Annotated in this window: 22 protein-coding genes; 11 read left to right on the top strand and 11 right to left on the bottom strand. The window is 59.6% G+C overall.

Annotated elements, in window-relative coordinates; all coding sequences use genetic code 11:
• Positions 1 to 209: 209 nt before the first annotated feature.
• From phbB to ACOERD_RS21750, 7 genes are all read right to left on the bottom strand, one after another.
• Complete coding sequence (phbB, locus tag ACOERD_RS21780; protein ID WP_419740433.1) at positions 210 to 932, bottom strand: acetoacetyl-CoA reductase; 723 nt, start codon at positions 930 to 932, stop codon at positions 210 to 212.
• A 187-nt stretch (positions 933 to 1,119) separates the two neighbouring features.
• The gene (locus ACOERD_RS21775) at positions 1,120 to 2,295 is read right to left on the bottom strand and encodes an acetyl-CoA C-acetyltransferase (protein ID WP_419740432.1); all 1,176 of its coding nucleotides are present in this window, start codon (positions 2,293 to 2,295) and stop codon (positions 1,120 to 1,122) included.
• 195 nt (positions 2,296 to 2,490) lie between these two features.
• Positions 2,491 to 3,324: an EAL domain-containing protein gene (locus ACOERD_RS21770; RefSeq protein WP_419740431.1), complete on the bottom strand. Its 834-nt coding sequence runs from the start codon at positions 3,322 to 3,324 to the stop codon at positions 2,491 to 2,493.
• A 76-nt stretch (positions 3,325 to 3,400) separates the two neighbouring features.
• Positions 3,401 to 3,589 carry a hypothetical protein gene (locus tag ACOERD_RS21765; protein WP_170639893.1) on the bottom strand — a complete coding sequence of 63 codons (189 nt, stop codon included), beginning with the start codon at positions 3,587 to 3,589 and terminating at the stop codon, positions 3,401 to 3,403.
• Between the two features lie 94 nt (positions 3,590 to 3,683).
• Complete coding sequence (locus ACOERD_RS21760; protein WP_419740430.1) at positions 3,684 to 4,655, bottom strand: sterol desaturase family protein; 972 nt, start codon at positions 4,653 to 4,655, stop codon at positions 3,684 to 3,686.
• A complete protein-coding gene (locus ACOERD_RS21755) occupies positions 4,652 to 5,038 on the bottom strand; it encodes a hypothetical protein (protein WP_419740429.1) in 387 nt (128 codons plus the stop codon). The genes ACOERD_RS21760 and ACOERD_RS21755 overlap by 4 nt, the downstream gene beginning before the upstream one ends.
• Before the next feature lie 64 nt (positions 5,039 to 5,102).
• Entirely contained in the window at positions 5,103 to 5,669 is a 567-nt protein-coding gene (locus ACOERD_RS21750) for a TlpA disulfide reductase family protein (RefSeq protein ID WP_170462648.1), read from the bottom strand.
• A 21-nt stretch (positions 5,670 to 5,690) separates the two neighbouring features.
• On the opposite strand from ACOERD_RS21750, the gene argH reads away from it, so the two are divergent.
• Together argH and ACOERD_RS21740 are read left to right on the top strand one after the other, a co-directional pair.
• Positions 5,691 to 7,079: an argininosuccinate lyase gene (gene argH / locus ACOERD_RS21745; RefSeq protein WP_419740428.1), complete on the top strand. Its 1,389-nt coding sequence runs from the start codon at positions 5,691 to 5,693 to the stop codon at positions 7,077 to 7,079.
• On the top strand, positions 7,079 to 7,261 hold the full coding sequence (locus tag ACOERD_RS21740; RefSeq protein ID WP_170379008.1) for an argininosuccinate lyase: 183 nt from the start codon (positions 7,079 to 7,081) through the stop codon (positions 7,259 to 7,261). The genes argH and ACOERD_RS21740 overlap by 1 nt, the downstream gene beginning before the upstream one ends.
• 92 nt (positions 7,262 to 7,353) lie before the next feature.
• On the opposite strand, the gene ACOERD_RS21735 is transcribed toward ACOERD_RS21740, so the two are convergent.
• Positions 7,354 to 7,521, bottom strand: a complete 168-nt coding sequence (locus ACOERD_RS21735) for a hypothetical protein (RefSeq protein ID WP_419740427.1) — start codon at positions 7,519 to 7,521, stop codon at positions 7,354 to 7,356.
• On the opposite strand from ACOERD_RS21735, the gene ACOERD_RS21730 reads away from it, so the two are divergent.
• The 4 genes from ACOERD_RS21730 (at position 7,514) to ACOERD_RS21715 (ending at position 13,735) form a co-directional block, all read left to right on the top strand.
• Positions 7,514 to 9,256, top strand: a complete 1,743-nt coding sequence (locus ACOERD_RS21730; protein ID WP_419737624.1) for an IS1634 family transposase — start codon at positions 7,514 to 7,516, stop codon at positions 9,254 to 9,256. The genes ACOERD_RS21735 and ACOERD_RS21730 overlap by 8 nt on opposite strands.
• Before the next feature lie 134 nt (positions 9,257 to 9,390).
• Positions 9,391 to 9,573, top strand: a complete 183-nt coding sequence (locus ACOERD_RS21725) for an argininosuccinate lyase (protein ID WP_170379008.1) — start codon at positions 9,391 to 9,393, stop codon at positions 9,571 to 9,573.
• A gap of 316 nt (positions 9,574 to 9,889) precedes the next feature.
• A complete protein-coding gene (lysA, locus tag ACOERD_RS21720; RefSeq protein WP_419740426.1) occupies positions 9,890 to 11,155 on the top strand; it encodes a diaminopimelate decarboxylase in 1,266 nt (421 codons plus the stop codon).
• 36 nt (positions 11,156 to 11,191) lie between these two features.
• Positions 11,192 to 13,735, top strand: a complete 2,544-nt coding sequence (locus tag ACOERD_RS21715; protein ID WP_419740425.1) for a TIGR02302 family protein — start codon at positions 11,192 to 11,194, stop codon at positions 13,733 to 13,735.
• Positions 13,736 to 13,842: 107 nt separating this feature from the next.
• Here ACOERD_RS21715 and ACOERD_RS21710 read toward each other — a convergent pair whose 3' ends face one another.
• Complete coding sequence (locus tag ACOERD_RS21710) at positions 13,843 to 14,553, bottom strand: zinc-ribbon domain-containing protein (protein WP_419740424.1); 711 nt, start codon at positions 14,551 to 14,553, stop codon at positions 13,843 to 13,845.
• A gap of 184 nt (positions 14,554 to 14,737) precedes the next feature.
• Between ACOERD_RS21710 and ACOERD_RS21705 the strand changes: the two genes are divergently transcribed.
• The 4 genes from ACOERD_RS21705 to ACOERD_RS21690 are packed head-to-tail and all read left to right on the top strand — an operon-like array spanning position 14,738 to position 17,643.
• Complete coding sequence (locus tag ACOERD_RS21705; protein WP_419740423.1) at positions 14,738 to 15,415, top strand: cell division ATP-binding protein FtsE; 678 nt, start codon at positions 14,738 to 14,740, stop codon at positions 15,413 to 15,415.
• Positions 15,412 to 16,311: an FtsX-like permease family protein gene (locus tag ACOERD_RS21700; RefSeq protein WP_170661201.1), complete on the top strand. Its 900-nt coding sequence runs from the start codon at positions 15,412 to 15,414 to the stop codon at positions 16,309 to 16,311. The genes ACOERD_RS21705 and ACOERD_RS21700 overlap by 4 nt, the downstream gene beginning before the upstream one ends.
• Positions 16,311 to 17,051 (top strand): lysophospholipid acyltransferase family protein, encoded by a 741-nt coding sequence (locus ACOERD_RS21695; RefSeq protein ID WP_419740422.1) that lies wholly within the window; start codon positions 16,311 to 16,313, stop codon positions 17,049 to 17,051. Before ACOERD_RS21700 ends, ACOERD_RS21695 begins: the two co-directional genes overlap by 1 nt.
• Positions 17,038 to 17,643, top strand: a complete 606-nt coding sequence (locus ACOERD_RS21690) for a pyridoxamine 5'-phosphate oxidase family protein (RefSeq protein ID WP_170379255.1) — start codon at positions 17,038 to 17,040, stop codon at positions 17,641 to 17,643. The genes ACOERD_RS21695 and ACOERD_RS21690 overlap by 14 nt, the downstream gene beginning before the upstream one ends.
• 9 nt (positions 17,644 to 17,652) lie before the next feature.
• Here ACOERD_RS21690 and ACOERD_RS21685 read toward each other — a convergent pair whose 3' ends face one another.
• Positions 17,653 to 18,246 (bottom strand): NAD(P)H-dependent oxidoreductase, encoded by a 594-nt coding sequence (locus ACOERD_RS21685; RefSeq protein WP_419740421.1) that lies wholly within the window; start codon positions 18,244 to 18,246, stop codon positions 17,653 to 17,655.
• A 72-nt stretch (positions 18,247 to 18,318) separates the two neighbouring features.
• Here ACOERD_RS21685 and ACOERD_RS21680 point away from each other — a divergent pair, with 72 nt between their 5' ends.
• Entirely contained in the window at positions 18,319 to 18,897 is a 579-nt protein-coding gene (locus ACOERD_RS21680; protein WP_419740420.1) for a TetR/AcrR family transcriptional regulator, read from the top strand.
• A gap of 22 nt (positions 18,898 to 18,919) precedes the next feature.
• Here ACOERD_RS21680 and lpdA read toward each other — a convergent pair whose 3' ends face one another.
• On the bottom strand, positions 18,920 to 20,308 hold the full coding sequence (lpdA, locus tag ACOERD_RS21675) for a dihydrolipoyl dehydrogenase (RefSeq protein ID WP_419740419.1): 1,389 nt from the start codon (positions 20,306 to 20,308) through the stop codon (positions 18,920 to 18,922).
• Between the last annotated feature and the right edge of the window lie 8 nt (positions 20,309 to 20,316).

Here is a 20,316-nt window from a genome sequence, read left to right as displayed (position 1 = left end):
TTTAGCAAAGGGGATCCGCCATGATCGAGATGTCAACAAACCCGTCTGTCCAGATTGCAATTCGTCGTGCCCATGAAGAGCGCAGCAAGCTTGTTCACAAAGTTCTGGGATGGGTGTTTGGTTCCCGCTGACCGCAGCGCGCGCGGACTTACGGGATAAAGAAGGGCCGGTCCAAAAGGACCGGCCCGTTTTCGTCCTGTGCTCTGAAATCAGACGAAGAACTGAGCGCCGTTGGCCGAGATGGTCGACCCATTGATGAACTGCGAATCGTCCGAGGCCAGGAAGGCGACGCAGCGCGCGATTTCTTCTGGCTCACCCAACCGGCCGGCAGGAATCTGGCCGATGATCGACTCGCGGACCTTCTCAGGCACGGCCATAACCATTTCGGTGGCGATATAGCCGGGGCAGATCGCGTTGGCGGTGATACCGGCACGCGCGCCTTCCTGCGCCAGCGACTTCACGATACCCAGATCGCCCGCTTTGGTCGCCGCATAGTTCACCTGAGCGAACTGGCCTTTCTGACCGTTGATCGAGCTTATGACGATGACGCGGCCAAACTTGCGCTCGCGCATGCCGGGCCAGACGGGGTGTACGGTGTTGAAAACGCCGGTCAGGTTGGTGTCGATGACCTGATGCCACTGTTCAGGCGTCATCTTGTGGAAGGGCGCGTCGCGTGTGATGCCCGCATTAGCTACGACGATGTCGATGGGGCCGACTTCGGCCTCGACCTTTTCGATACCCGCTTTGGATTCGTCATAGTCGGCCACGTTCCACTTGTAAGTGGCGATGCCGGTTTCCTTGGTGAATTTTGCAGCGGCTTCGTCATTCCCCGCATAGGTGGCGGCAACATTGTATCCTTCGGCCTTGAGCGCCTTGGAAATTGCTGCGCCGATGCCGCGAGATCCGCCGGTTACGAGTGCTGTACGTGCCATGGATGACTCCTCCAATTTTGGTCGTCTTGGTAATTCTGTTACTCTGAGAGGGAGTGTTGCGCAATATCGTTTCGTGTTCGATCTTGTCTTTCTGTCTGGCGATATTGTCGCAGCGGTTGTGTAAAGCTTGATTGTAACAAAAAAGGGCGCCCATTGGACGCCCTTTTTTATTTAGATGTCAACGCACTTAGTCGCGCTCCACGCAGAGGGCGACACCCATGCCGCCACCGATGCAGAGGGTGGCCAGCCCCTTCTTGGCATCACGGCGCTTCATTTCGAATAGCAGCGTGTTCAGAACCCGGCAGCCGGATGCTCCGATCGGGTGGCCGATGGCAATTGCGCCCCCGTTCACGTTTACGATCGATGGGTCCCAACCCATGTCTTTGTTCACGGCGCAGGCCTGCGCGGCAAAGGCTTCGTTGGCTTCGACCAGATCCAGATCGTCAACCGACCAACCTGCTTTCTCCAACGCTTTACGCGACGCATAGATCGGGCCAACGCCCATGATCGACGGGTCGAGACCGGCAGTCGCGTAGGATGCGATACGGGCCAGAGGTTCAATCCCGCGCTTTTCGGCGTTTTCAGCAGAAATCAGCAGGGTCGCGGCGGCACCGTCATTCAGGCCCGAAGCGTTGGCGGCCGTGACCGAACCGTCCTTGGTGAAGGCCGGGCGCAGTTTGGCCATTGCTTCCATTGTCGCGCCGTGACGGATGTATTCGTCCTTATCCATCACGATGTCGCCCTTGCGGGTTTTGATGGTGAAGGGAACGATCTCGTCGGCGAACTTGCCCGCGTTTTGCGCGGCTTCGGCTTTGTTCTGAGAGGCAACGGCGAATTCGTCCTGCATGTCGCGGCTGATCTGCCATTTCTCGGCGACGTTCTCGGCGGTTTGACCCATATGGTAGCCGTTGAACGCATCCCACAGACCGTCGCGGATCATGGTGTCGATGTATTTCATGTCGCCCATCTTGTGACCCGCGCGCAGGGCAGCGGCGTGGGGAGACAGGGTCATGTTTTCTTGGCCACCAGCGGCGACGATATCCGCATCGCCCAGTTGGATGTGCTGAGCACCCAGCGCAACAGCGCGCAGGCCCGAACCACAAACCTGATTAATGCCCCAAGCCGCGCTTTCCTGCGGCAGCCCGGCGTTGATATGCGCTTGACGTGCTGGGTTCTGGCCCTGAGCGGCGGTCAGGACCTGACCCATGATGGTTTCGCTGACTTCGCCTTTGTCGACGCCGGCGCGTTCGACGACGGCTTCGAGGACGGCAGCGCCCAGATCATGTGCGGGGGTATTGGCGAACGAGCCGCCAAAGCTGCCCACACCTGTACGTGCGGCGGATGCGATTACTACATTGGTCATATAATTTGTCCTTTACCGTCGTGGTCCAGCGGGAAATGTGACGACGCGGACCGCAGAGGGCCTCCTCTGCCCGTACCAGAGCGCCAATTTCTCCCCCCTCTAGTGCCTTCTGCAATAGCGCAATGCTGCACTTGCAGCAACGGACAGCTTGCCTCAGGCGGCAATCAGGCAGGTATTCGCGCGGCGGTGGGTCAACTAAGTCCCTGTTTTGGGATTTCTTTCTGCCTTCCACGGCGGCGACAGCGCCGGTGCGCCAAACAGAAAACCCTGCATGCAATCGACACCGCTTGCGCTCAGAAAAGCTGCGTCTTGCGGATTTTCGACTGATTCGGCTGTGACCAGAATTTCGAACTCGCGCGCGACTGCGATCAATGCGCGGACGAGGGCCTGGTTGTCGGGGTCGGTGCTGATGCCGCGAATGAACTGACCGTCGATCTTGGCGGCATCAAACAAGAATTCCCGGAAATGCCGAAAGCTGAAATTGCTTGCGCCGAAGTCATCCAGAGCAAAGGCAATACCACGCTCCTGCAACCTGTCCATCAGGTCGATCACCAGCTCGGGCACCTGCATCGCCGATTTCTCGGATATCTCCAAAATCAGCCGTTCGCCCAGATTGCTATCCCGTTTGAGGAAGCGATCCAGAATACGGGACCAGTGCGAATACCCGATCGAACGCGCCGACATATTGATCGATAGCCGGATCTGAGGGTTCCTGACCAGTGTCTGCAACCCCATCTCAAGCGCGATGCAATCCAGCTCACGCCCGATGGGCGTGTTTTCCACTTGAGGCATGAATTCCCGTGCAGGGATGACCCGCCGGGTTTCGTCCAACACACGGATCAGACCTTCGTAGAAGGCAACGTTGTGGGGGGCCTGTGCCTGCACCACCGGCTGAAAGGCCAGTTTGCATTGTTTGTGCCGAACTGCATCCGAGGCCATCTGCAGTACTGATTGATCCCGACCGGAAACTGCCGAGGTCAAAGGGCTGTCTGGCCCTTCCCCTGACTCTGCAACTGTCTTGTCCCGCATGCGCGCTGATCCCGAATGGCTCTTCGGTTGCAGTGTCGCAGGAAACAGATGAATCTGTGGTTAATGCAGGAGACGTTCAGCGCGCAGATTGCCACGCATGACTGAGCGAGGCCGCTGCTCCGAACACCGCGCCCATCACGCCAAGGATCATCATGGAGAACCCGATCAGGACAAGCGCTGATGCTGCCGTTGCGATGGCGGCGAACATGGCCAGAAGCACACCCAGCAGTCCGACTGTGGTTGATACGGTTGTCACTCGGGTCATTCCGGCCTCCGGTCACTGGTTACGTCACGCCTGACGCTCCATATGGACCGTTCAGGCCAGAATTCAACCAAAGTGGCGTGGTGCCGCGCCGGGATCAGGCCTGTTTTGCTGCGGAATTAGGCAGGTTTTCGCGAGTCTGCTCGAATCCGGGCGTTCCGAGATCTTCAGGGTGGCGGGTCAGATGCTTTGCCTTGATTTGCGCTGAGCTGTCCCGGCTTCCATCATGGCTATAGCCGGGCGGGGCAAAACAATAGGCGAGGCGTTGCTTCAGCGTCAGCCCCGGTTGGGTCGCATCGCGCCAGATGCCGACCCATTCGTGAAAGGCTACGCGCAGCGGGTTGAAGGTGGCGATGTTGTGAACCAGCCCATAGTCTACGCGGTCGTTCTCTTGCTCGGGGACAAAAGTGCCGAACATCTTGTCCCAGATGATGAAAACGCCAGCATAGTTGCAATCCAGATAGCGCGCGTTGCGGCCGTGATGCGCCCGGTGATGGCTAGGGGTGTTCATGACCGCTTCGAACCAACGGGGCATTTTGCCGATGGCTTCTGTGTGAATCCAAAACTGGTAGATCAGGTTCAGCCCGCCCACGAACAGCACCATCGCCGGGTGAAAGCCCAGCAGGATCAGCGGCGCGCGCACCACCATCATGAAGGTAAACGTATAGGTCCATGTCTGTCGCAGCGCGGTGGTCAGGTTGTAGTGCTGCGAACTGTGGTGGTTCACATGGCTGGCCCAGACCCAGCGGATACGGTGACCGAACCGGTGCACCCAGTAATACCGCAGATCATCCAGCACAAAGCAAAGGATGATGATCGGGATCGACGTGCCCAGATCGAGTGGCGTGATCCGCCACAGCCACATGAAGAACCCATAGGCGATGAACCCCAGCAGAAAACCTGACGCAATATTGCCCGCCCCCATGATCAGAGAGGTCACGGCATCGCGCGTCTCGTACCGCCCGCCGCTACCTTTGACAGCAATCCAGACGAACTCGGCCAGAATCGCGGCTATGAAGAACGGGACGGCCCATTGGACGGCGTCGGGAAAGGTGATCTGATCGGTCATGCGGGCTCCATCACGTTGCGCCAGTGGGCGCGCTCAAGCTCATCCAGATGGATGATGGCTTTGGGGGTGCCGAAATCGTGGAACATAACCTCGAACCCGTCGGTGCGATCCAGCAAGTCATAGTCCAGCAGATGTTGCGCCACAGTATCCGCCCCAAAGGACCAGAGGAGACCCGGCCCTTTTTCCGTCCGCACCAGCGCGGCGTGACGATCATGGGCAATCGTGACATCGACGATGGTATCATCCGGGAAATGCCGAAGCCATTGATCCCGCGCGGTTTCAGGAGACAGAACGCACCGCTGCGATCTGCCGGTCAGATGCAGCAACAGAGTGACCCCGGCGATCCCGCCGACCACAAGCACCAACAGAATTTCCAGTGGCATTCCATCCTCCTGCGCACAGAGTGCGGATCGGAGGATGGGCTGTCAAAGGTGGCGTAGCGTCAGTTTAGCTGTTGGCCTCGACCAGAGTCGAAATGATCGCCTTCGCGCTGTCCGAGTTCCATTCGGCATCGCCGATCAGGCGGGCGATTTCATTGCCGTCCGGGTCGATGATGACCGTGATCGGCAGACCGATAACGCCCATCTCACGCGCCACGGCTTGTGACGGATCCTGATGGCGGGGCAGGTTGTCGATGCCGTTTTCCTCGAAGAACTTCTTGATCCCGGCAGGTGAGTTGCGCCCGGTCGCCAGTGTCAGAACCTCGAACTTGTCGCCTCCGAACTCGTCTTGCAGCTCGGCGATCTGGGGCATTTCCTTGCGGCAGGGCGCGCACCAGGTGGCCCAGAAGTTCAACAGGACGTATTTGCCCTTGTAGTCCGCAAGTGAGGCCGTGCCGCCGTCATCTTCCAGCTGGAAATCAACCGGCGTCACCGGTTTGGGTTCTTTGTGTAGGATCAGTCGTTTCAGGCTGTCTTCACGCAAGGGGCCGAGCGTTTCGGCATCGGTCGCCAAAGCGGCATTTGCACCCAGCGCAAGGGCCATATAAAGGGGGATCAGACGAAATAGGCGCATATCAACTCCGGGTTTTCTTACATGACCGATCAATCCTCGAACCAGATGTGGGGCGGCCGCTTTGCCGCCGGTCCAGACGCGATCATGGAGGCGATCAACGCCTCGATCGGGTTCGATCAGCGGATGGCAGCCCAGGACATCGCAGGCTCGCGCGCCCATGCCGCTATGCTGGCGGCGACAGGCGTTATTAGTGATAGTGACGCGCAAGCCATTCGGGAAGGGCTACTCACAGTCTTGTCAGAAATCCAGAAGGGAGAATTTCAGTTCTCGACCGCGCTGGAAGACATCCACATGAACGTCGAAGCGCGCCTGAAAGAGGTGATCGGTGAACCCGCAGGCCGTCTGCACACGGGTCGGTCGCGTAATGATCAGGTGGCAACCGATTTCAAACTTTGGGTACGTGACCAGTTGGACGCGGCAGAAACCGGCCTACTGGCCCTCATCCGCGCGCTTTTGGCGCAGGCCGAGGCGGGGGCGGATTGGGTCATGCCGGGCTTTACCCACCTGCAAACCGCACAGCCAGTGACATGGGGCCACCACATGATGGCCTATGTCGAGATGTTTGGCCGCGATCTCAGCCGTGTGCGCGATGCGCGCGCCCGGATGAACGAATCCCCCCTTGGTGCCGCCGCGCTGGCCGGGACATCCTTTCCCATCGACCGGCACATGACGGCCGAGGCGCTGGGCTTTGACCGCCCCGCCGCAAACTCGCTGGATGCCGTCAGCGACCGCGACTTCGCGCTGGAGTTCCTGTCCACTGCCTCGATCTGCGCCGTTCACCTGTCGCGCTTTGCCGAAGAGCTGGTGATCTGGTCCTCGGCTCAGTTCCGGTTTGTGACGCTCTCGGATCGCTTCTCGACCGGGTCCTCGATCATGCCGCAGAAAAAGAACCCCGACGCGGCGGAGCTGATCCGGGCCAAAGTCGGCCGCATATACGGCGCGAACACCGCGCTGATGATGGTGATGAAAGGCCTGCCGCTGGCCTATTCCAAGGATATGCAAGAAGATAAAGAGCAGGTCTTTGACGCCGCTGACAACTGGATGCTGGCTCTGGCCGCGATGGAAGGCATGATTGAGGACATGACCGCCAACCGCGACAGCCTTGCTGCCGCTGCGGGGTCGGGGTTCTCGACCGCGACCGACCTTGCTGACTGGCTGGTGAGGGTTCTGGGCCTGCCGTTCCGCGATGCTCACCATGTCACCGGTTCGCTAGTGGCGATGGCTGAAAACAAGGGCTGTGACCTCCCTGATCTGACCTTGGAAGACATGCAGTCGGTCCATGCGGATATCTCCGATGACGTCTATTCTGTTCTTACTGTCCAAAACTCTGTAAACTCACGTCAGTCCTATGGTGGCACCGCCCCCGATCAGGTGCGGGCGCAGGTTGAGCGATGGAAGGCGCTGGTGTGATGACAGTTCTACGCATAGCGGTGATTTTGGCGGCTGGGTTCGCGCTGGCCGGATGTGGCGCGGATGGTGAGCCGGTTCAGCCAACGGCAAGCGTGGGTGTTGGCGTCGGCTCGAGCGGAACGCATGTGGGCGGAGGCATCGGCTTCCGCCGCGGGGGTTTTGGACTCTACCTAGGCGTTTAATCGCTGATCTCGTTGTAATTTCGTGTAAAACACCCAATTAAGGTCTGGCTCGCCAAGGCGCGGCCCTTCGTTCTAGTACTCAGAGACTGACGTCATGCGACTTTTCGGATTTTTTCCTGACTTCCGACCTTTTTGTTGATCTGACTGGGTTTTTGGTTTGTTTTCAGGTGTGGTTGCTCAGAGGCGCGTTGTAGTGCCCCATTATTATAAAAAGTATTGACATGGGCCTTCAGATGGCTAACCTCTTCGCCCATGTTCATCCGCACCAAACATGACGCAAAGCTCAACCGCACACGGATCCAGATCGTTGAATCCGTCCGCACCGGCTCCAAGGTACGCCAGAAGATCCTGCGCCATGTGGGTGTGGCCCATAACGACAGCGAGATTGAGGATATCAAGCGTCTGGCGGGCCGCTTGATGGAGCAATTACGCATTGATCGCTCGCCGCAAATGGAACTGTTCACGCCCACGGAATATGCCGATCTGCAGGCGCTGGTGCGCCGCGCTCCGCGGCCGGACAAGCTTGGCGTTGATCTTGCCGAGTGCCGTGAGGAGGCGCGGGTCTCTCTGGGTCTGCGGGATGTCATGGGGACGATGTATGACCAACTGGGTTGGGGGGCCCTTCTGGGGGCGGCGCGTAAAAGTGCCAATCGCATTGTGAAAGAGCTGGTTATGGCGCGGATCGCACAGCCCGAGAGCAAGCGCGCGACCGTGGAGGCGTTGGAGAACCAGGCAGGCATCACGCTCAATCTGGACGTGGTCTATCGGAGCATGGATTACATCAATACGCCGGTGATAGACGGGATTTGCAAAACCTCTCACGCGGCGGCAGAGAAGTTGCTGGGCGGGCCAGTGACCGTGCTGTTCTACGATTGCACGACCCTGGCCTTTGACACCGAGCGCGAGGACCCGGCCGAGGATGCGGACGGGGTCGAGCAGGATCATCTTCTGGCCAAGGGCTTCAGCAAGGATGGCAAGCATCACCGCGCTCAGGTCATGCTGGCGCTGATCGTCACCTCCGATGGGCTGCCTGTGGGCTATGAACTCTTCCCGGGAAACACCTGGGAAGGTCATACGCTGGAAGCTGCGCTGAAGGCGTTGGAGGGACGCTTCGACGTGGCCAGGGTCACGTTCGTGGCCGATGCCGCCATGCTCAGCAAGGACAACCAGCAGATGTTGCAGAACAAGGGTCTGCCCTACATCCTCGGCTATCGCATGAAGTCCGCCCCGGCCGCCGTGAAGGCGAACATTTTGAGCCCGGAGGGACGCCAGCCTTGGGCTGGACACGGTTCTGAAGAGGCAACCGAGAAGGGCTGGTACAAGGTGATCGACCAGGAGGGAGCGCGGGTCATTGTGACCTGGTCACCCACCCGGGCACGCAATGATGCCCACAAGCGCGACAAGGCAATCGAAAAGCTGCACAAGAAGCTCAAGCGCTCTCGCAAACCCGGCAGCTTCAGCAGCCGGGGATATGGCCGCTTCCTGGCCTTCCCCGACAGCGGGGACGTCACGCTGGATGATGCAAAGATCAAGGCAGCGGCACAATGGGACGGGCTGCATGCCATTGTTGTTCATGGTGCGGACGAACTGGAGGCACAGGACGTCATTGCCCGCTATCACCAGTTGTGGGAGATCGAAGCCTGCTTCCGCACCAACAAGCACGATCTGAAAATCCGGCCCATCTATCACTGGTCGCCGCGTCGGGTCCGGGCCCATATCGCCATCTGCTACATGGCCTTCTGCTGCCTGCAGCACCTGCGCAAGCATCTGGACCTGCTCGGACACCCGATGAGCCCGGCTCGTATCCGCAACGAGTTGAACGCATTGCAGCTCTCGATCCTGCGCCACAAAGGCACCCCTGACCGCTACGGCATGCCAAGCCATGCCACGGTCGATGCCAGACGCATCCTCACCTGCGTCGGCCTGACCTGGAACGAAGCCCCTTTCAAGATACCCCCCGGGCGCACCCGAAAAACTGGCCAGACCAAAGCCTGAGCTCCCTCAACACTCCGAAACAATCGCTGGCGAAAAAAGTCCGTGTAGTGCCTTTTGGCAACCAAGGCATAATAATATCAATGACTTATACGAAAAAATGTCGGAAGTCAGGAGCGATGGAAGGCGCTGGTGTGATGACAGTTCTACGCATAGCGGTGATTTTGGCGGCTGGGTTCGCGCTGGCCGGATGTGGCGCGGATGGTGAGCCGGTTCAGCCAACGGCAAGCGTGGGTGTTGGCGTCGGCTCGAGCGGAACGCATGTGGGCGGAGGCATCGGCTTCCGCCGCGGGGGTTTTGGACTCTACCTAGGCGTTTAATCGCTGATCTCGTTGTAATTTCGTGTAAAACACCCAATTAAGGTCTGGCTCGCCAAGGCGCGGCCCTTCGTTCTAGTACTCAGAGACTGACGTCATGCGACTTTTCGGATTTTTTCTGGCGCTCGTCGCGCTTGCGGCCTGCGAACCAACCTCCAGCCAACGGCCTGCACCGCAAAAAGAGCCCAGTTCAACCGGAGTCTCAGTGTCCGGCTATGCGCGTGTCGGCGTGTCGAACGATTTCTGAACGCCCCTGCGGCGTATCGTTTCACTGCGAATCCATTGATCCATAGGGCGGTTTTGGTCTAATCGCGCTGCTATGGATCACTTTCTCTACCGCGACGGCGCGCTTTACGCCGAGGATGTCCCGATCTCCGAAATCGCAGCCGCGGTCGGAACCCCGTTCTATGTCTATTCCACTGCGACTCTGTTGCGGCATTTCAAGCTGTTCGATGACGCGCTTCAAGGCACTGATCACCTTGTCTGCTATGCGATGAAGGCCGCCAGCAATCAGGCGATCCTGAAAACGCTGGCGCAAGCGGGTGCTGGAATGGATGTGGTCTCGGGCGGGGAGTACCTGCGGGCCAAGGCCGCCGGTGTACCGGGCGACAAAATCGTCTTTTCGGGCGTTGGCAAGACGGCGGATGAGATTCGTACTGCTCTGACTGGCGGCATCCGCCAGTTCAACGTCGAATCCGAGCCCGAGATGGAAGTTATTAACGCGGTTGCCACGGAGCTGGGCGTGGTTGCGCCGATCACCGTTCGGGTGAACCCGGATGTGGACGCCAAGACCCATGCCAAAATCGCCACCGGCAAATCCGAGAACAAGTTTGGCATCCCGATCTCGCGCGCGTCCGAGGTCTATGCCCACGCGGCATCTCTGCCGGGGTTGGAGGTGATCGGCATCGACGTCCATATCGGCTCGCAACTGACCGAGCTGGAGCCGTTTGAGCTGGCCTACACCAAGGTCGCCGAACTGACCGAGCAGTTGCGTGCAGAGGGCCACAACATCCGCCGCCTCGATCTAGGCGGTGGGCTTGGCATTCCCTACACGCGCTCGAACGACGCGCCACCTCTGCCGTTGGAATATGGTGCGCTGATCAAGAAAACGCTGGGTCATCTGGGCTGCGAGATCGAAATCGAACCCGGTCGCCTGATTTCAGGCAATGCCGGTCTGATGGTCAGCAAGGTGATCTATGTGAAATCCGGCGAAGGGCGTGATTTCCTCATCCTTGACGGCGCGATGAACGATCTGATCCGCCCGGCCATGTATGAGGCGCATCACGATATCGTTGCGGTACAGGAACCCGCAGCGGGGGTCGAACAACAGCCCTATGACATCGTGGGGCCCGTCTGCGAATCCGGTGATACTTTTGCCAAACAGCGCAACATGCCGCCGCTTGCGCCGGGTGATCTAATCGCCTTCCGCAGCGCCGGGGCCTATGGTGCGGTGATGGCCAGCGAATACAACACGCGCCCCCTGATCCCCGAGGTTTTGGTGAATGGGGATCAATTTGCCGTAATTCGTGAACGGCCAAGCTTTGACGAAATCATAAACCGCGATACCATACCTGAGTGGCTTTGACGCGATAGGCGCGCGGGCCAACTCTGGAGGCCCGCTTTGAGCGACAAACAAAACCTGCCCATTCCCCGCCTGTCCGTGTGGATGACACATGCCGGATTGCTGGCCGAGCAGGTTTTGCGCGCGTTTTGGCCGTTTTTCTCGGTTTTGATGGCTGTTTTGGCCGCGTTGATGCTGGGTCTGCATGATCTTGTGCGGGTTGAGATCGTGTGGGGCGCGGCTGTCGTCGTAGCCATTGCGCTGCTGGTCAGCGCGATCTGGGGGATTCGGCAAATCCACCTGCCATCACGAGCCGAAGCGCTGGCCCGATTGGATGAAACCCTGCCCGGGCGTCCGATTCAGGCATTGATGGATGATCAGGCGATTGGTGCGGGGGATGCGGATTCGGTTGCCCTCTGGCAGGCGCACAAGGCGCGGATGGCGGACCGCGCGGCGCAAGCGCGCGTTGCCAAACCCAACCTCAGACTGGCGTCGCGCGATCCTTATGCCCTGCGCTACGCGGCTTTGTTGGCGCTGGTGGTCGCGGTCCTGTTCGGTTCGTTCTGGCGGATTGGCTCGGTGGCCGAGATGGCCCCCGGCACGGCGGTAGCAGGGCAAGGGCCTACATGGGAAGGCTGGGTCGAACCACCACGCTATACCGGGCTACCGACGCTCTATCTGGCCGACCAGACCGGCCCCACGCTGTCGATCCCACAAGGCAGTCGCGTTACACTGCGCTTCTATGGTGAGGTTGGCGCGCACAGCCTGACAGAAACAAGCTCTCCGCTTGGTGCCGAGGCCGCGACCGAAACCGAGCAGGATTTCACCGTCGCCCGTTCAGGCCAGATGCGTATTGACGGCCCGGCTGGGCGGGACTGGATGGTGGATGTCATCCCCGACACCCCTCCCAGCATAGCGGTTGCTGATAAGGCCGAGGCCGAGGCGGGCGGACAGATGAAGCTGCCCTTTGCGGCCTCGGATGACTACGGGATCGTCTCTGGCTCGGCGGTTATCGAGTTGGACATGGCCTCGGTCGACCGTCGCTATGGTCTGACGACTGATCCGGAACCTCGCGAGGTGATCGAGGTCGAATTGCCAATGCCAATTACCGGCGACCGCGCGGATTTCACCGAAGACCTAATCGAGGATTTCTCGCAGCACCCATGGGCGCATCTGCCGGTTCGTATCACGTTGATGGCGCGCGACGCTTCGGATCAGGAAAGCACCTCCGACCCGTATTTGACCGATCTGCCCGCGCGCCGGTTTTTTGATCCTTTGGTCGCTGCGGTGATCGAACAGCGCCGCGATCTGCTCTGGTCGCGGACCAATGCACCGCGAGTGGCTCAGGTGCTGCGGGCGATCTCGCACCGGCCCGAGGAATTGTTTCGCTCCGACACCGCCTATCTGCGGCTGCGGGTCACGCTGCGGCGGTTGGAAACCTTCAACGACTACGGTTTGAAGGATAAGCAACAGGCCGAGATCGCGCAGGCCCTTTGGGATCTGGCGGTTTTGATCGAAGACGGTACTCTGGCAGACGCGTTGGAGCGGATGCGCCGGGCGCAGGAGCGCCTGACCGAAGCGATGCAAAATGGTGCCAGCGATGAGGAAATCGCCGAGCTGATGCAGGAACTGCGCGAAGCCACGCAGGATTACCTGAACCAGTTGCAGCGTCTTGCCCAGGAAAACGGCGATAGTGATGAGCGCCAGTCCGGTCAGAACGGCGAAAGCATGCAGATGACGCAGGACGATCTTCAGGCCATGATGGATCGCATTCAGGAATTGATGGAACAGGGCCGCATGGCCGAGGCGCAGCAGGCGCTGGAAGAGTTCCAGCAGATGATGGAGAACATGCGCGTCACCCAAGGCCAGGGGCAGGGTGGTCAATCCGAGGGGCAACAGGCCATGGAAGGCCTGGCCGAGACCCTGCGTGAACAGCAAGGCCTGAGCGATCAGGCATTCCGCGATCTGCAGGAACAGTTCAACCCCGGCGCTCAGGCCGGAGAAAATCAGGGCAATGAAGGCCGCAATGGCGGTCAGGGCCGCGGCGAAAGCCACGAGGGTCAGGGCGGTCAGGGTCAGGGCTCGGATCAGGCGGGCGAAGGCCAACCGGGTGAGGGGTCTTTGGCGGATCGGCAGCAGGCCCTGCGGCAAGAACTGAACCGACAGCAACAGGGTTTGCCCGGTGCAGGCACCCCCGAAGGCGACGCGGCGCGCGATGCGTTGGGCCGCGCAGAAGGTGCCATGGAAGAGGCGGAGGAGGCGCTGCGCGGCAATGATCTGGCCGAAGCGATCGACCGTCAGTCCGAAGCGATGGAGGCCCTACGCGAAGGCATGCGGTCCTTGGGTGAGGCCATGGCGCAGAACCAGCAGAACCAATCCGGACAAGGCACCGAGGAAGGTGAGGCGCAAGCCAACAGCCGCGACCCGCTGGGCCGCAATCCCGGTGCGGCCGGGTCGATCTCCACCGATGACAACCTGTTGCAGGGTGAAGACGTTTACCGCCGCGCGCGTGAGTTGCTGGACGAAATCCGCCGTCGGACCGGAGAAACCGACCGGCCCGAGATCGAGCTGGAATACCTCAAGCGTCTGTTGGAACGGTTCTGAGCCGCTATATCGTTTCGGCTTAAACCTGAGACACAAATACCCTGCCACGCTTTCAGCGTTATCGGGACATTCGTGTCACTTGATGACTAAGGTAAAACCCGAACGCATTATTCCTGCGGCCCGCCTGCCCCGGCCTGCGTCTCAAGCCAGATACGGGCCTGATCAATCAAAGAGACGTAGGAGTCCAGCACCGGATCTGCTTGCGGCACGGCCTCGCTGATTTGTTGCGCATTGCCGTAGATCAAATAGAGGATCACGCCGATGATCAGCATCACGGCAAAACCGCGCACGAAGCCACGGGATTGTTTGGCCGGGGGCGTGTCGTCGCCCTCGTCGCTCATCATGCCTGAATTGATGGTCTCAACGTCAGGAAGCTCATCCTTTTGGCCCGCATCCTCGGCGGTCTCGGTCGCAGTTGGGTGCTTGATCTGAAACTCGGGTTCGACAGAATCCTCCAGCGCCAGATCTGGTTGCGTCTCAAGGCTGCTGCCTTCTTGAGAGCGCAGCTCCGCCTCACGCGCGGCTTCTTCCTTCAGAATGCTCGCAACGGCCGGGTCGACATTGCCGGTTTTGCCAGTATCGGACGGCGGCTCATCAACGACCTCTACTTTTGTATCGGGTTCAGGGGTCGGCTCTGGCTTAGCGTCCGGCTCGGCGGTGGCTTCAGGCGCGTCGGCAGTGGGTGCTGCGTCTTCCGGGTGCTTGGGCTGAAACCACGTCTGGTCACAGGCGGAGCACTGCACATCGCGCCCCTCTTCGGGGATAACCTCGTCCGGCACTTCGTACTGAGCGCCGCAATTCGGACATGTAAGTCTCATACTGCCTCCCCGGCCTGACGTTCGGCCCGATAGTAGTTTTTTCAGGGATGATATTCCGTTAAGACCCAACAGCAAAGGGCGTTTTCGGTTTCACGGGGCAAGTGTCGCCAATTGGACTCGGTGCAGGCATTGAAACCGCAGGCAAGCTCGGGCAAGAAGATCGGCAAAAGAACTGGGGACACCTGTGATCGAGCTGGAAAATGTCAGCTATACCTATGGCGACGGCGCATTGCTGAGCGATGTCTCAGTCAAATTGCTGCCCGGCTCGTTCCATTTCCTGACCGGACCTTCGGGCGCAGGCAAAACCACGTTGCTGAAGCTGTGCTATGGCGCGTTGTTGCCGACCTCGGGTCGGTTGAGCGTGTTTGACGAAGATATCGCGCGTCTGGATCGGGATCAGATGGCCCTGCTGCGGCGCCGGGTCGGTGTGGTGCATCAGGACTGCCAGTTTCTGGACCACATGACGCTGGCTGAAAACGTGGCCCTGCCTCTGATGGTGTCGGGTCGGGCCGAGTCGGAAGAGCAGGACAACCTGACCGAGCTTTTGTCCTGGGTTGGGCTAGGGGCCCGGCTTGACGCCCATCCGCCCGAATTGTCGGGTGGCGAACGCCAACGCGCGGCTTTGGCTCGTGCCGTGATCTTGTCGCCCGATGTGGTGCTGGCGGATGAGCCAACCGGCAACGTCGATTGGGAGATGTCGCAACGACTGCTGCGCCTGCTGATCGAGTTGAACCGCATGGGCAAGACCGTCTTGATTGCCACCCACGACCTGAGTTTGATCCGCGCGGCCAAAAGCCAAGTTCAAGCCCGCGTGTTGCGCATCTCGCAGCGCAAACTGCATCTGGCCGGAGCGGACCTATGAGCAACGGTGACATCCGGAACCTGTTGCGCCGGGATACACGCGCGGATCGCGTTGTCCCTCCGACCGGATATACCGCGCATCTGACTCTGTTTGTTTCGGGTGCAATGGCGTTTCTGGCGGTGTTTGCACTGGCGCTTTCGCTTGCTTCGGGTCGGATCGCAGATCGCTGGGCCTCGGAGCTGGCGGGGGCTGCCACCTTGCGCATCAACGCCCCGGCCGAGCAGATGGCGGCACAGACGGAAACCGCCCTGACCGTTCTTGGCCAGACACCCGGCGTCGCCTCAGCCCGTGCACTGACGGCCGAGGAACAGGCCGCGCTGCTGTCGCCATGGTTTGGGCCTGATTTGCCGATTGAGACACTGCCGATCCCGCAACTGATTGAAATCGTTGAAGGTGAACCCGGTCTGGATACGGCTGGTCTCCGTCTGCGATTGGGCGCCGAAGTGCCCGGAGCGGTTCTGGATGACCATACCCGTTGGCGCGAGCCTTTGGTGGATGCGGCGATGTCCCTGCGACGGCTGGGCTGGGTCTCGATCCTACTGATCGGAGGCGCGACAGCAGCCATGATCACACTGGCGGCAAATGCCTCGCTTGCCGCGAATGCCAGTATCATCGCAGTGCTGCGGCAGGTGGGCGCGCGGGATCGGTTCATCGCAGGCGCATTTGTCCGCCGCTTTACCTACCGCGCCTTCTTTGGCGCATTTGTCGGAACGATGTTGGGGATGACGGGCGTTTTGCTCTTGCCCGACCCCTCGGACGAGGGCGGATTTCTGACCGGAGTAGGGTTTCAGGGGCTTGGCTGGGTTTTGCCTTTGCTGATCCCCGTTCTGGGCGCTGTGGTTGCCTTCTTCGCCACCTGGACCGCCGCCCGCCGCAAGTTGAAGGAGCTTTCCTGATGTCACAGGGCTTTCAATGGATCCGTTCCCTGATCTTCATGATTGTGATTTACGTTTGGATGTTGATCCTTGGAATCGCCTATCTGCCATACGCGATCTTCACGAAACAGGGCGCATTGCGCGCATGCAAAACTTACGCGCGCAGCACGATGTGGTTGGCAGGATGGATGGTCGGCATAAGGTGCGAGGTGCGTGGCACGGTACCAACCGGCGAGGTTGTCATCGGGGCCAAGCACCAGTCTTTCCTTGATATCATCATGATCTTCGACGCCATCCCGCATGGTAAATTCATCATGAAGCGAGAGCTTCTCTGGACCCCGGTCATCGGAATGTATGCGCGTCGTTTGGGCTGCATCCCGGTCAATCGCGGCAAGAAGGGTGCGGCAGTGGCCAAGATGGTCAAAGACGTCGCCAAGGAATTCGCCGAACCCGGCCAACTGGTGATTTACCCTCAGGGCACCCGCGTCGCGCCCGGTGTGTCCAAGCCCTATAAGGTCGGTACGGCGATCCTCTACAGTGGGCTGGGCTTTCCGTGTGTGCCGGTTGCGACCAATGCCGGCGTATTCTGGCCGCGCACTGGTATCTTGCGCAAACCGGGGCTGGCGATTGTCGATTTCCTCGACCCGATTGAACCGGGCGTCGAACGGGACGCGTTTCTAAGCCGTTTGGAAGATGTGATCGAGACACGCTCGGACGCTTTGATGAAGGAAGTGGGGTTTGATCCGGATGGAGTTCATTGAAGACATCCCGAGCCTGGAGGCGCTCTATGGCACGCCCGCAGCTCCGTCATTGCGCAAGGTCGCGCACAACCTGACACCGCTCTACCGGCAATGGATCATGGCATCGCGCCTATGTGTCCTCAGCACCGTTGGCCCCGAAGGCGTCGATGGTAGCCCGCGTGGTGACGATGGGCCCGTTGTTTTGGAGCTTGATCCCAACACGCTGGCAATGCCGGATTGGCGGGGGAACAATCGTCTGGATTCGTTGCGCAACATCGTTCGCGACCCGAGGGTTTCGGTGATGTTCATCGTGCCCGGCTCCAACACTGTGGTCCGCCTGAACGGGACTGCACGCGTATCCGCGGACGAAGGGTTGAAGGCCAGGTTCGAAAAACAAGGCAAGCAACCGGCTACCGTGATCGTTATTTCGATTGCCGAGATCTACACCCAATGCGCCCGGGCCTTGATGCGGGCTGGTACATGGACCAGCGGCGATCAAAGCGAAGGATTGCCCACGGTTGGCGAGATCCTTGCAGAAGCCTCATCCGGTGAGGAAGGCGGCGCGCAATACGACTCCCAATGGGGCGCGCGCGCCGCAAAGACGATGTGGTAGGCACGGCTCCTAGATAGCCTCTGCGCCAATTCTGGCGACCTTTGATATCCAGCGATCGACGCTTCCCGGCTTTGGCTCACTGGCCCCTGCGAAATATGTAAACCGCGTTGGCTTGAAGCCGACGAAGCCGAGTATCTGATCGCGGACTTGCCGGATCAGTGCTTGACGGTAGATCAGGCGCATGAACCAGCCAGGTGTGTCCGAGGTCAGGATGACGCGCGCTGTGCGACCGGTCAGCATCGGTGCTGGAAAGCCCAGCTTGGTGGTGTTTCGCGTATCAAATGTTCGTCCTGGGATGAACATGCGATCGATCAGGCCTTTCAGCTTTGCGGGCAGACCACCCCACCACATCGGCGCGGTCATAACGAGATGGTCGCTCCATTCGAAATTCTGCAACAGCTTCTCAAGCTCGGGTTCGAGGGGTTTGAACTCGTGATAGTTGCCCTGTCCAAAATCGAGATCGAACTGAAGGTCGCTCAGATGGATCAGGCGGACGTCATGACCGTTCTGGCGCGCAGCGTCGCCGTAGGTTTTCGCAAAAGTACGGGACAGGCTGCTTTCGGCAGGGTGTCCGTCGAGAATCAGGATTTTCTTGGCATGCATGGGATGTCTCCTAAAAATGACCGCGGTCAATATAAAATTTGACCACGGTCAAAAAACATGCAATCTGACCTCATGCAAAAGACAGTTCAGAAACGCACGTTGAAAACCCACGCCCGCCTGATGGCGGTATCGGAAGAGTTGATTCAGAAAAGCGGGTATGAGGGCCTTCGGGTGGAAGAGGTGGTGCAAACGGCCGGTGTCGCTAAGGGCACCTTCTTTGCGCATTTCCGCGACAAGGACGCGTTAATGGAGATCCTAATCGCGGACAGATTGAATGCGTGTCTGGATCAGGCCGAGGCAGAGCCACAACCCAAAACCGTCAAACAGCTTGTCGCTGCCTTGGAACCCGTCCACAGCTTCATGATGTCCGAACGGTATGTATTTGATCTGCTGATCCGGTATTCCGGCGCAACTGCCATCGCGGATGTTGGGCCGATCGCTTATTGCTTTGAGCGGTATTTCCGGGTGGTGATGATGTGGCTTGAAGCGGCTGAGACGCGCAAGGATGTGCCGTCCGAACTTTTGGCCGAAGGCGTGCAGGCCTTTGCAATTCAGGCCATGTCTCTCAGGTTCTGCGCGTTGCATTCGGCAACAACGTTCACCGACAGGTTGGAAACTTATCTGGATGCCTGGTTGACCCCGACAGGCTGATCGCTGCCGGGGTCAGAAAGCTTTAGCTATGAATTGGGCCGTCACCACAGGCCAGAGCGGCCTCACGCACGGCTTCCGAATAGGTCGGGTGGGCGTGGCAGGTCAGCGCCAGATCTTCGGCTGAGGCACCGAATTCCATCGCGACGCAAACCTCGTGGATCAGATCACCCGCAGCGGGGCCGATGATATGGGCACCCAGAATCCGGTCGGTTTCCTTGTCGGCCAGAATCTTGACGAATCCGTCAGAGGCAAAGTTGGCCTTGGCCCGGCCATTGCCCATGAACATGAACTTGCCGACCTTGTAGGCGCGGCCCTGTTCTTTCAGTGTCGCCTCGGTTTCACCCACATTGGCAACTTCGGGCCAGGTGTAGATCACGCCGGGGATGACGCCGTAGTTCACGTGGCCGTGCTTGCCGGCCACCTGCTCGGCGGCGGCCATGCCTTCGTCTTCGGCCTTGTGGGCCAGCATCGGGCCTTCGGTGACGTCGCCGATCGCGTAGATACCCGGCACGTTGGTCTGCCAGTCCGAGCCGACCTTGATCTGACCGCGCGGCGTCATCTCAACACCCAGCGCATCCAGCCCCAGCCCGTCCGAGTATGGCTTGCGACCGGTGGCGACCAGAACGGTATCGGCTTCGATCACATGCTCGCTGTCATCCTTGAGCAGCTTGTAGGTGACTTTCGCTTTTGTTTTCGACGCTTCGGTCTTTTGTACCGCCGCGCCCATCACAAAGTTGAGGCCCTGTTTCTTGAGGATCCGCTGGAAGGTCTTCTGTACCTCGGGGTCCATGCCCGGGGTGATTTCCTTGAGGAATTCGATCACCGTCACTTCAGCACCCAGACGGCTGTAGACCGACCCCAGTTCCAGACCGATCACACCGGCACCAATCACCACCATCTTTTTCGGGATCTTGCCCAGCGACAGCGCCCCGGTTGAGGTCACGACGACCTTCTCGTCAACCTCAACACCCGGCAGGGCCGACGGCTCGGACCCTGACGCGATGATGATGTTCTTGGTGTCGTGAACCTCATCACCCACTTTGACCTTACCGGCAGACGGGATCGAGCCCCAACCTTTCAGCCAGTCGATCTTGTTCTTCTTGAACAGGAACTCGATGCCCTTTGTGTTGCCCTCGATCACCTCTTCCTTGTAGGCCTGCATCTGTTTCCAATCGACGGACGGAGATTTGCCCTTCAGGCCCATCTTGGCAAAGTTATGCTCGGCCTCGTGCAGTTGATGAGATGCATGCAACAGCGCCTTCGATGGGATGCAGCCCACGTTCAGGCAGGTGCCGCCCAGCGTCTCACGCCCTTCGACAACGGCGGTTTTCAGACCCAGCTGGGCGCAGCGGATGGCACAGACATAGCCGCCGGGACCGGCTCCGATTACGATAACGTCATAGCTGGACATTGAGGGCA

Origin of the sequence: Ruegeria sp., assembly GCF_965199275.1 — a bacterium.
Taxonomy (GTDB): domain Bacteria; phylum Pseudomonadota; class Alphaproteobacteria; order Rhodobacterales; family Rhodobacteraceae; genus Ruegeria.
This window is presented reverse-complemented; position numbering and strand designations above follow the sequence as displayed.

Bases quoted from the DNA above. Each gene is read 5' to 3' on its own strand.
- ACOERD_RS21760 (WP_419740430.1), bottom strand. From the start codon at position 4,655: ATGACCGATCAGATCACCTTTCCCGACGCCGTCCAATGGGCCGTCCCG.
- ACOERD_RS21700 (WP_170661201.1), top strand. From the start codon at position 15,412: ATGAGCAACGGTGACATCCGGAACCTGTTGCGCCGGGATACACGCGCG.
- ACOERD_RS21740 (WP_170379008.1), top strand. From the start codon at position 7,079: ATGACAGTTCTACGCATAGCGGTGATTTTGGCGGCTGGGTTCGCGCTG.
- lysA (WP_419740426.1), top strand. From the start codon at position 9,890: ATGGATCACTTTCTCTACCGCGACGGCGCGCTTTACGCCGAGGATGTC.
- ACOERD_RS21685 (WP_419740421.1), bottom strand. From the start codon at position 18,246: ATGCATGCCAAGAAAATCCTGATTCTCGACGGACACCCTGCCGAAAGC.
- ACOERD_RS21730 (WP_419737624.1), top strand. From the start codon at position 7,514: ATGTTCATCCGCACCAAACATGACGCAAAGCTCAACCGCACACGGATC.
- ACOERD_RS21775 (WP_419740432.1), bottom strand. From the start codon at position 2,295: ATGACCAATGTAGTAATCGCATCCGCCGCACGTACAGGTGTGGGCAGC.
- ACOERD_RS21755 (WP_419740429.1), bottom strand. From the start codon at position 5,038: ATGCCACTGGAAATTCTGTTGGTGCTTGTGGTCGGCGGGATCGCCGGG.
- ACOERD_RS21710 (WP_419740424.1), bottom strand. From the start codon at position 14,553: ATGAGACTTACATGTCCGAATTGCGGCGCTCAGTACGAAGTGCCGGAC.
- ACOERD_RS21690 (WP_170379255.1), top strand. From the start codon at position 17,038: ATGGAGTTCATTGAAGACATCCCGAGCCTGGAGGCGCTCTATGGCACG.
- ACOERD_RS21770 (WP_419740431.1), bottom strand. From the start codon at position 3,324: ATGCGGGACAAGACAGTTGCAGAGTCAGGGGAAGGGCCAGACAGCCCT.
- ACOERD_RS21695 (WP_419740422.1), top strand. From the start codon at position 16,311: ATGTCACAGGGCTTTCAATGGATCCGTTCCCTGATCTTCATGATTGTG.
- argH (WP_419740428.1), top strand. From the start codon at position 5,691: ATGACCGATCAATCCTCGAACCAGATGTGGGGCGGCCGCTTTGCCGCC.
- phbB (WP_419740433.1), bottom strand. From the start codon at position 932: ATGGCACGTACAGCACTCGTAACCGGCGGATCTCGCGGCATCGGCGCA.
- ACOERD_RS21680 (WP_419740420.1), top strand. From the start codon at position 18,319: ATGCAAAAGACAGTTCAGAAACGCACGTTGAAAACCCACGCCCGCCTG.
- ACOERD_RS21765 (WP_170639893.1), bottom strand. From the start codon at position 3,589: ATGACCCGAGTGACAACCGTATCAACCACAGTCGGACTGCTGGGTGTG.
- ACOERD_RS21735 (WP_419740427.1), bottom strand. From the start codon at position 7,521: ATGAACATGGGCGAAGAGGTTAGCCATCTGAAGGCCCATGTCAATACT.
- ACOERD_RS21750 (WP_170462648.1), bottom strand. From the start codon at position 5,669: ATGCGCCTATTTCGTCTGATCCCCCTTTATATGGCCCTTGCGCTGGGT.
- ACOERD_RS21725 (WP_170379008.1), top strand. From the start codon at position 9,391: ATGACAGTTCTACGCATAGCGGTGATTTTGGCGGCTGGGTTCGCGCTG.
- lpdA (WP_419740419.1), bottom strand. From the start codon at position 20,308: ATGTCCAGCTATGACGTTATCGTAATCGGAGCCGGTCCCGGCGGCTAT.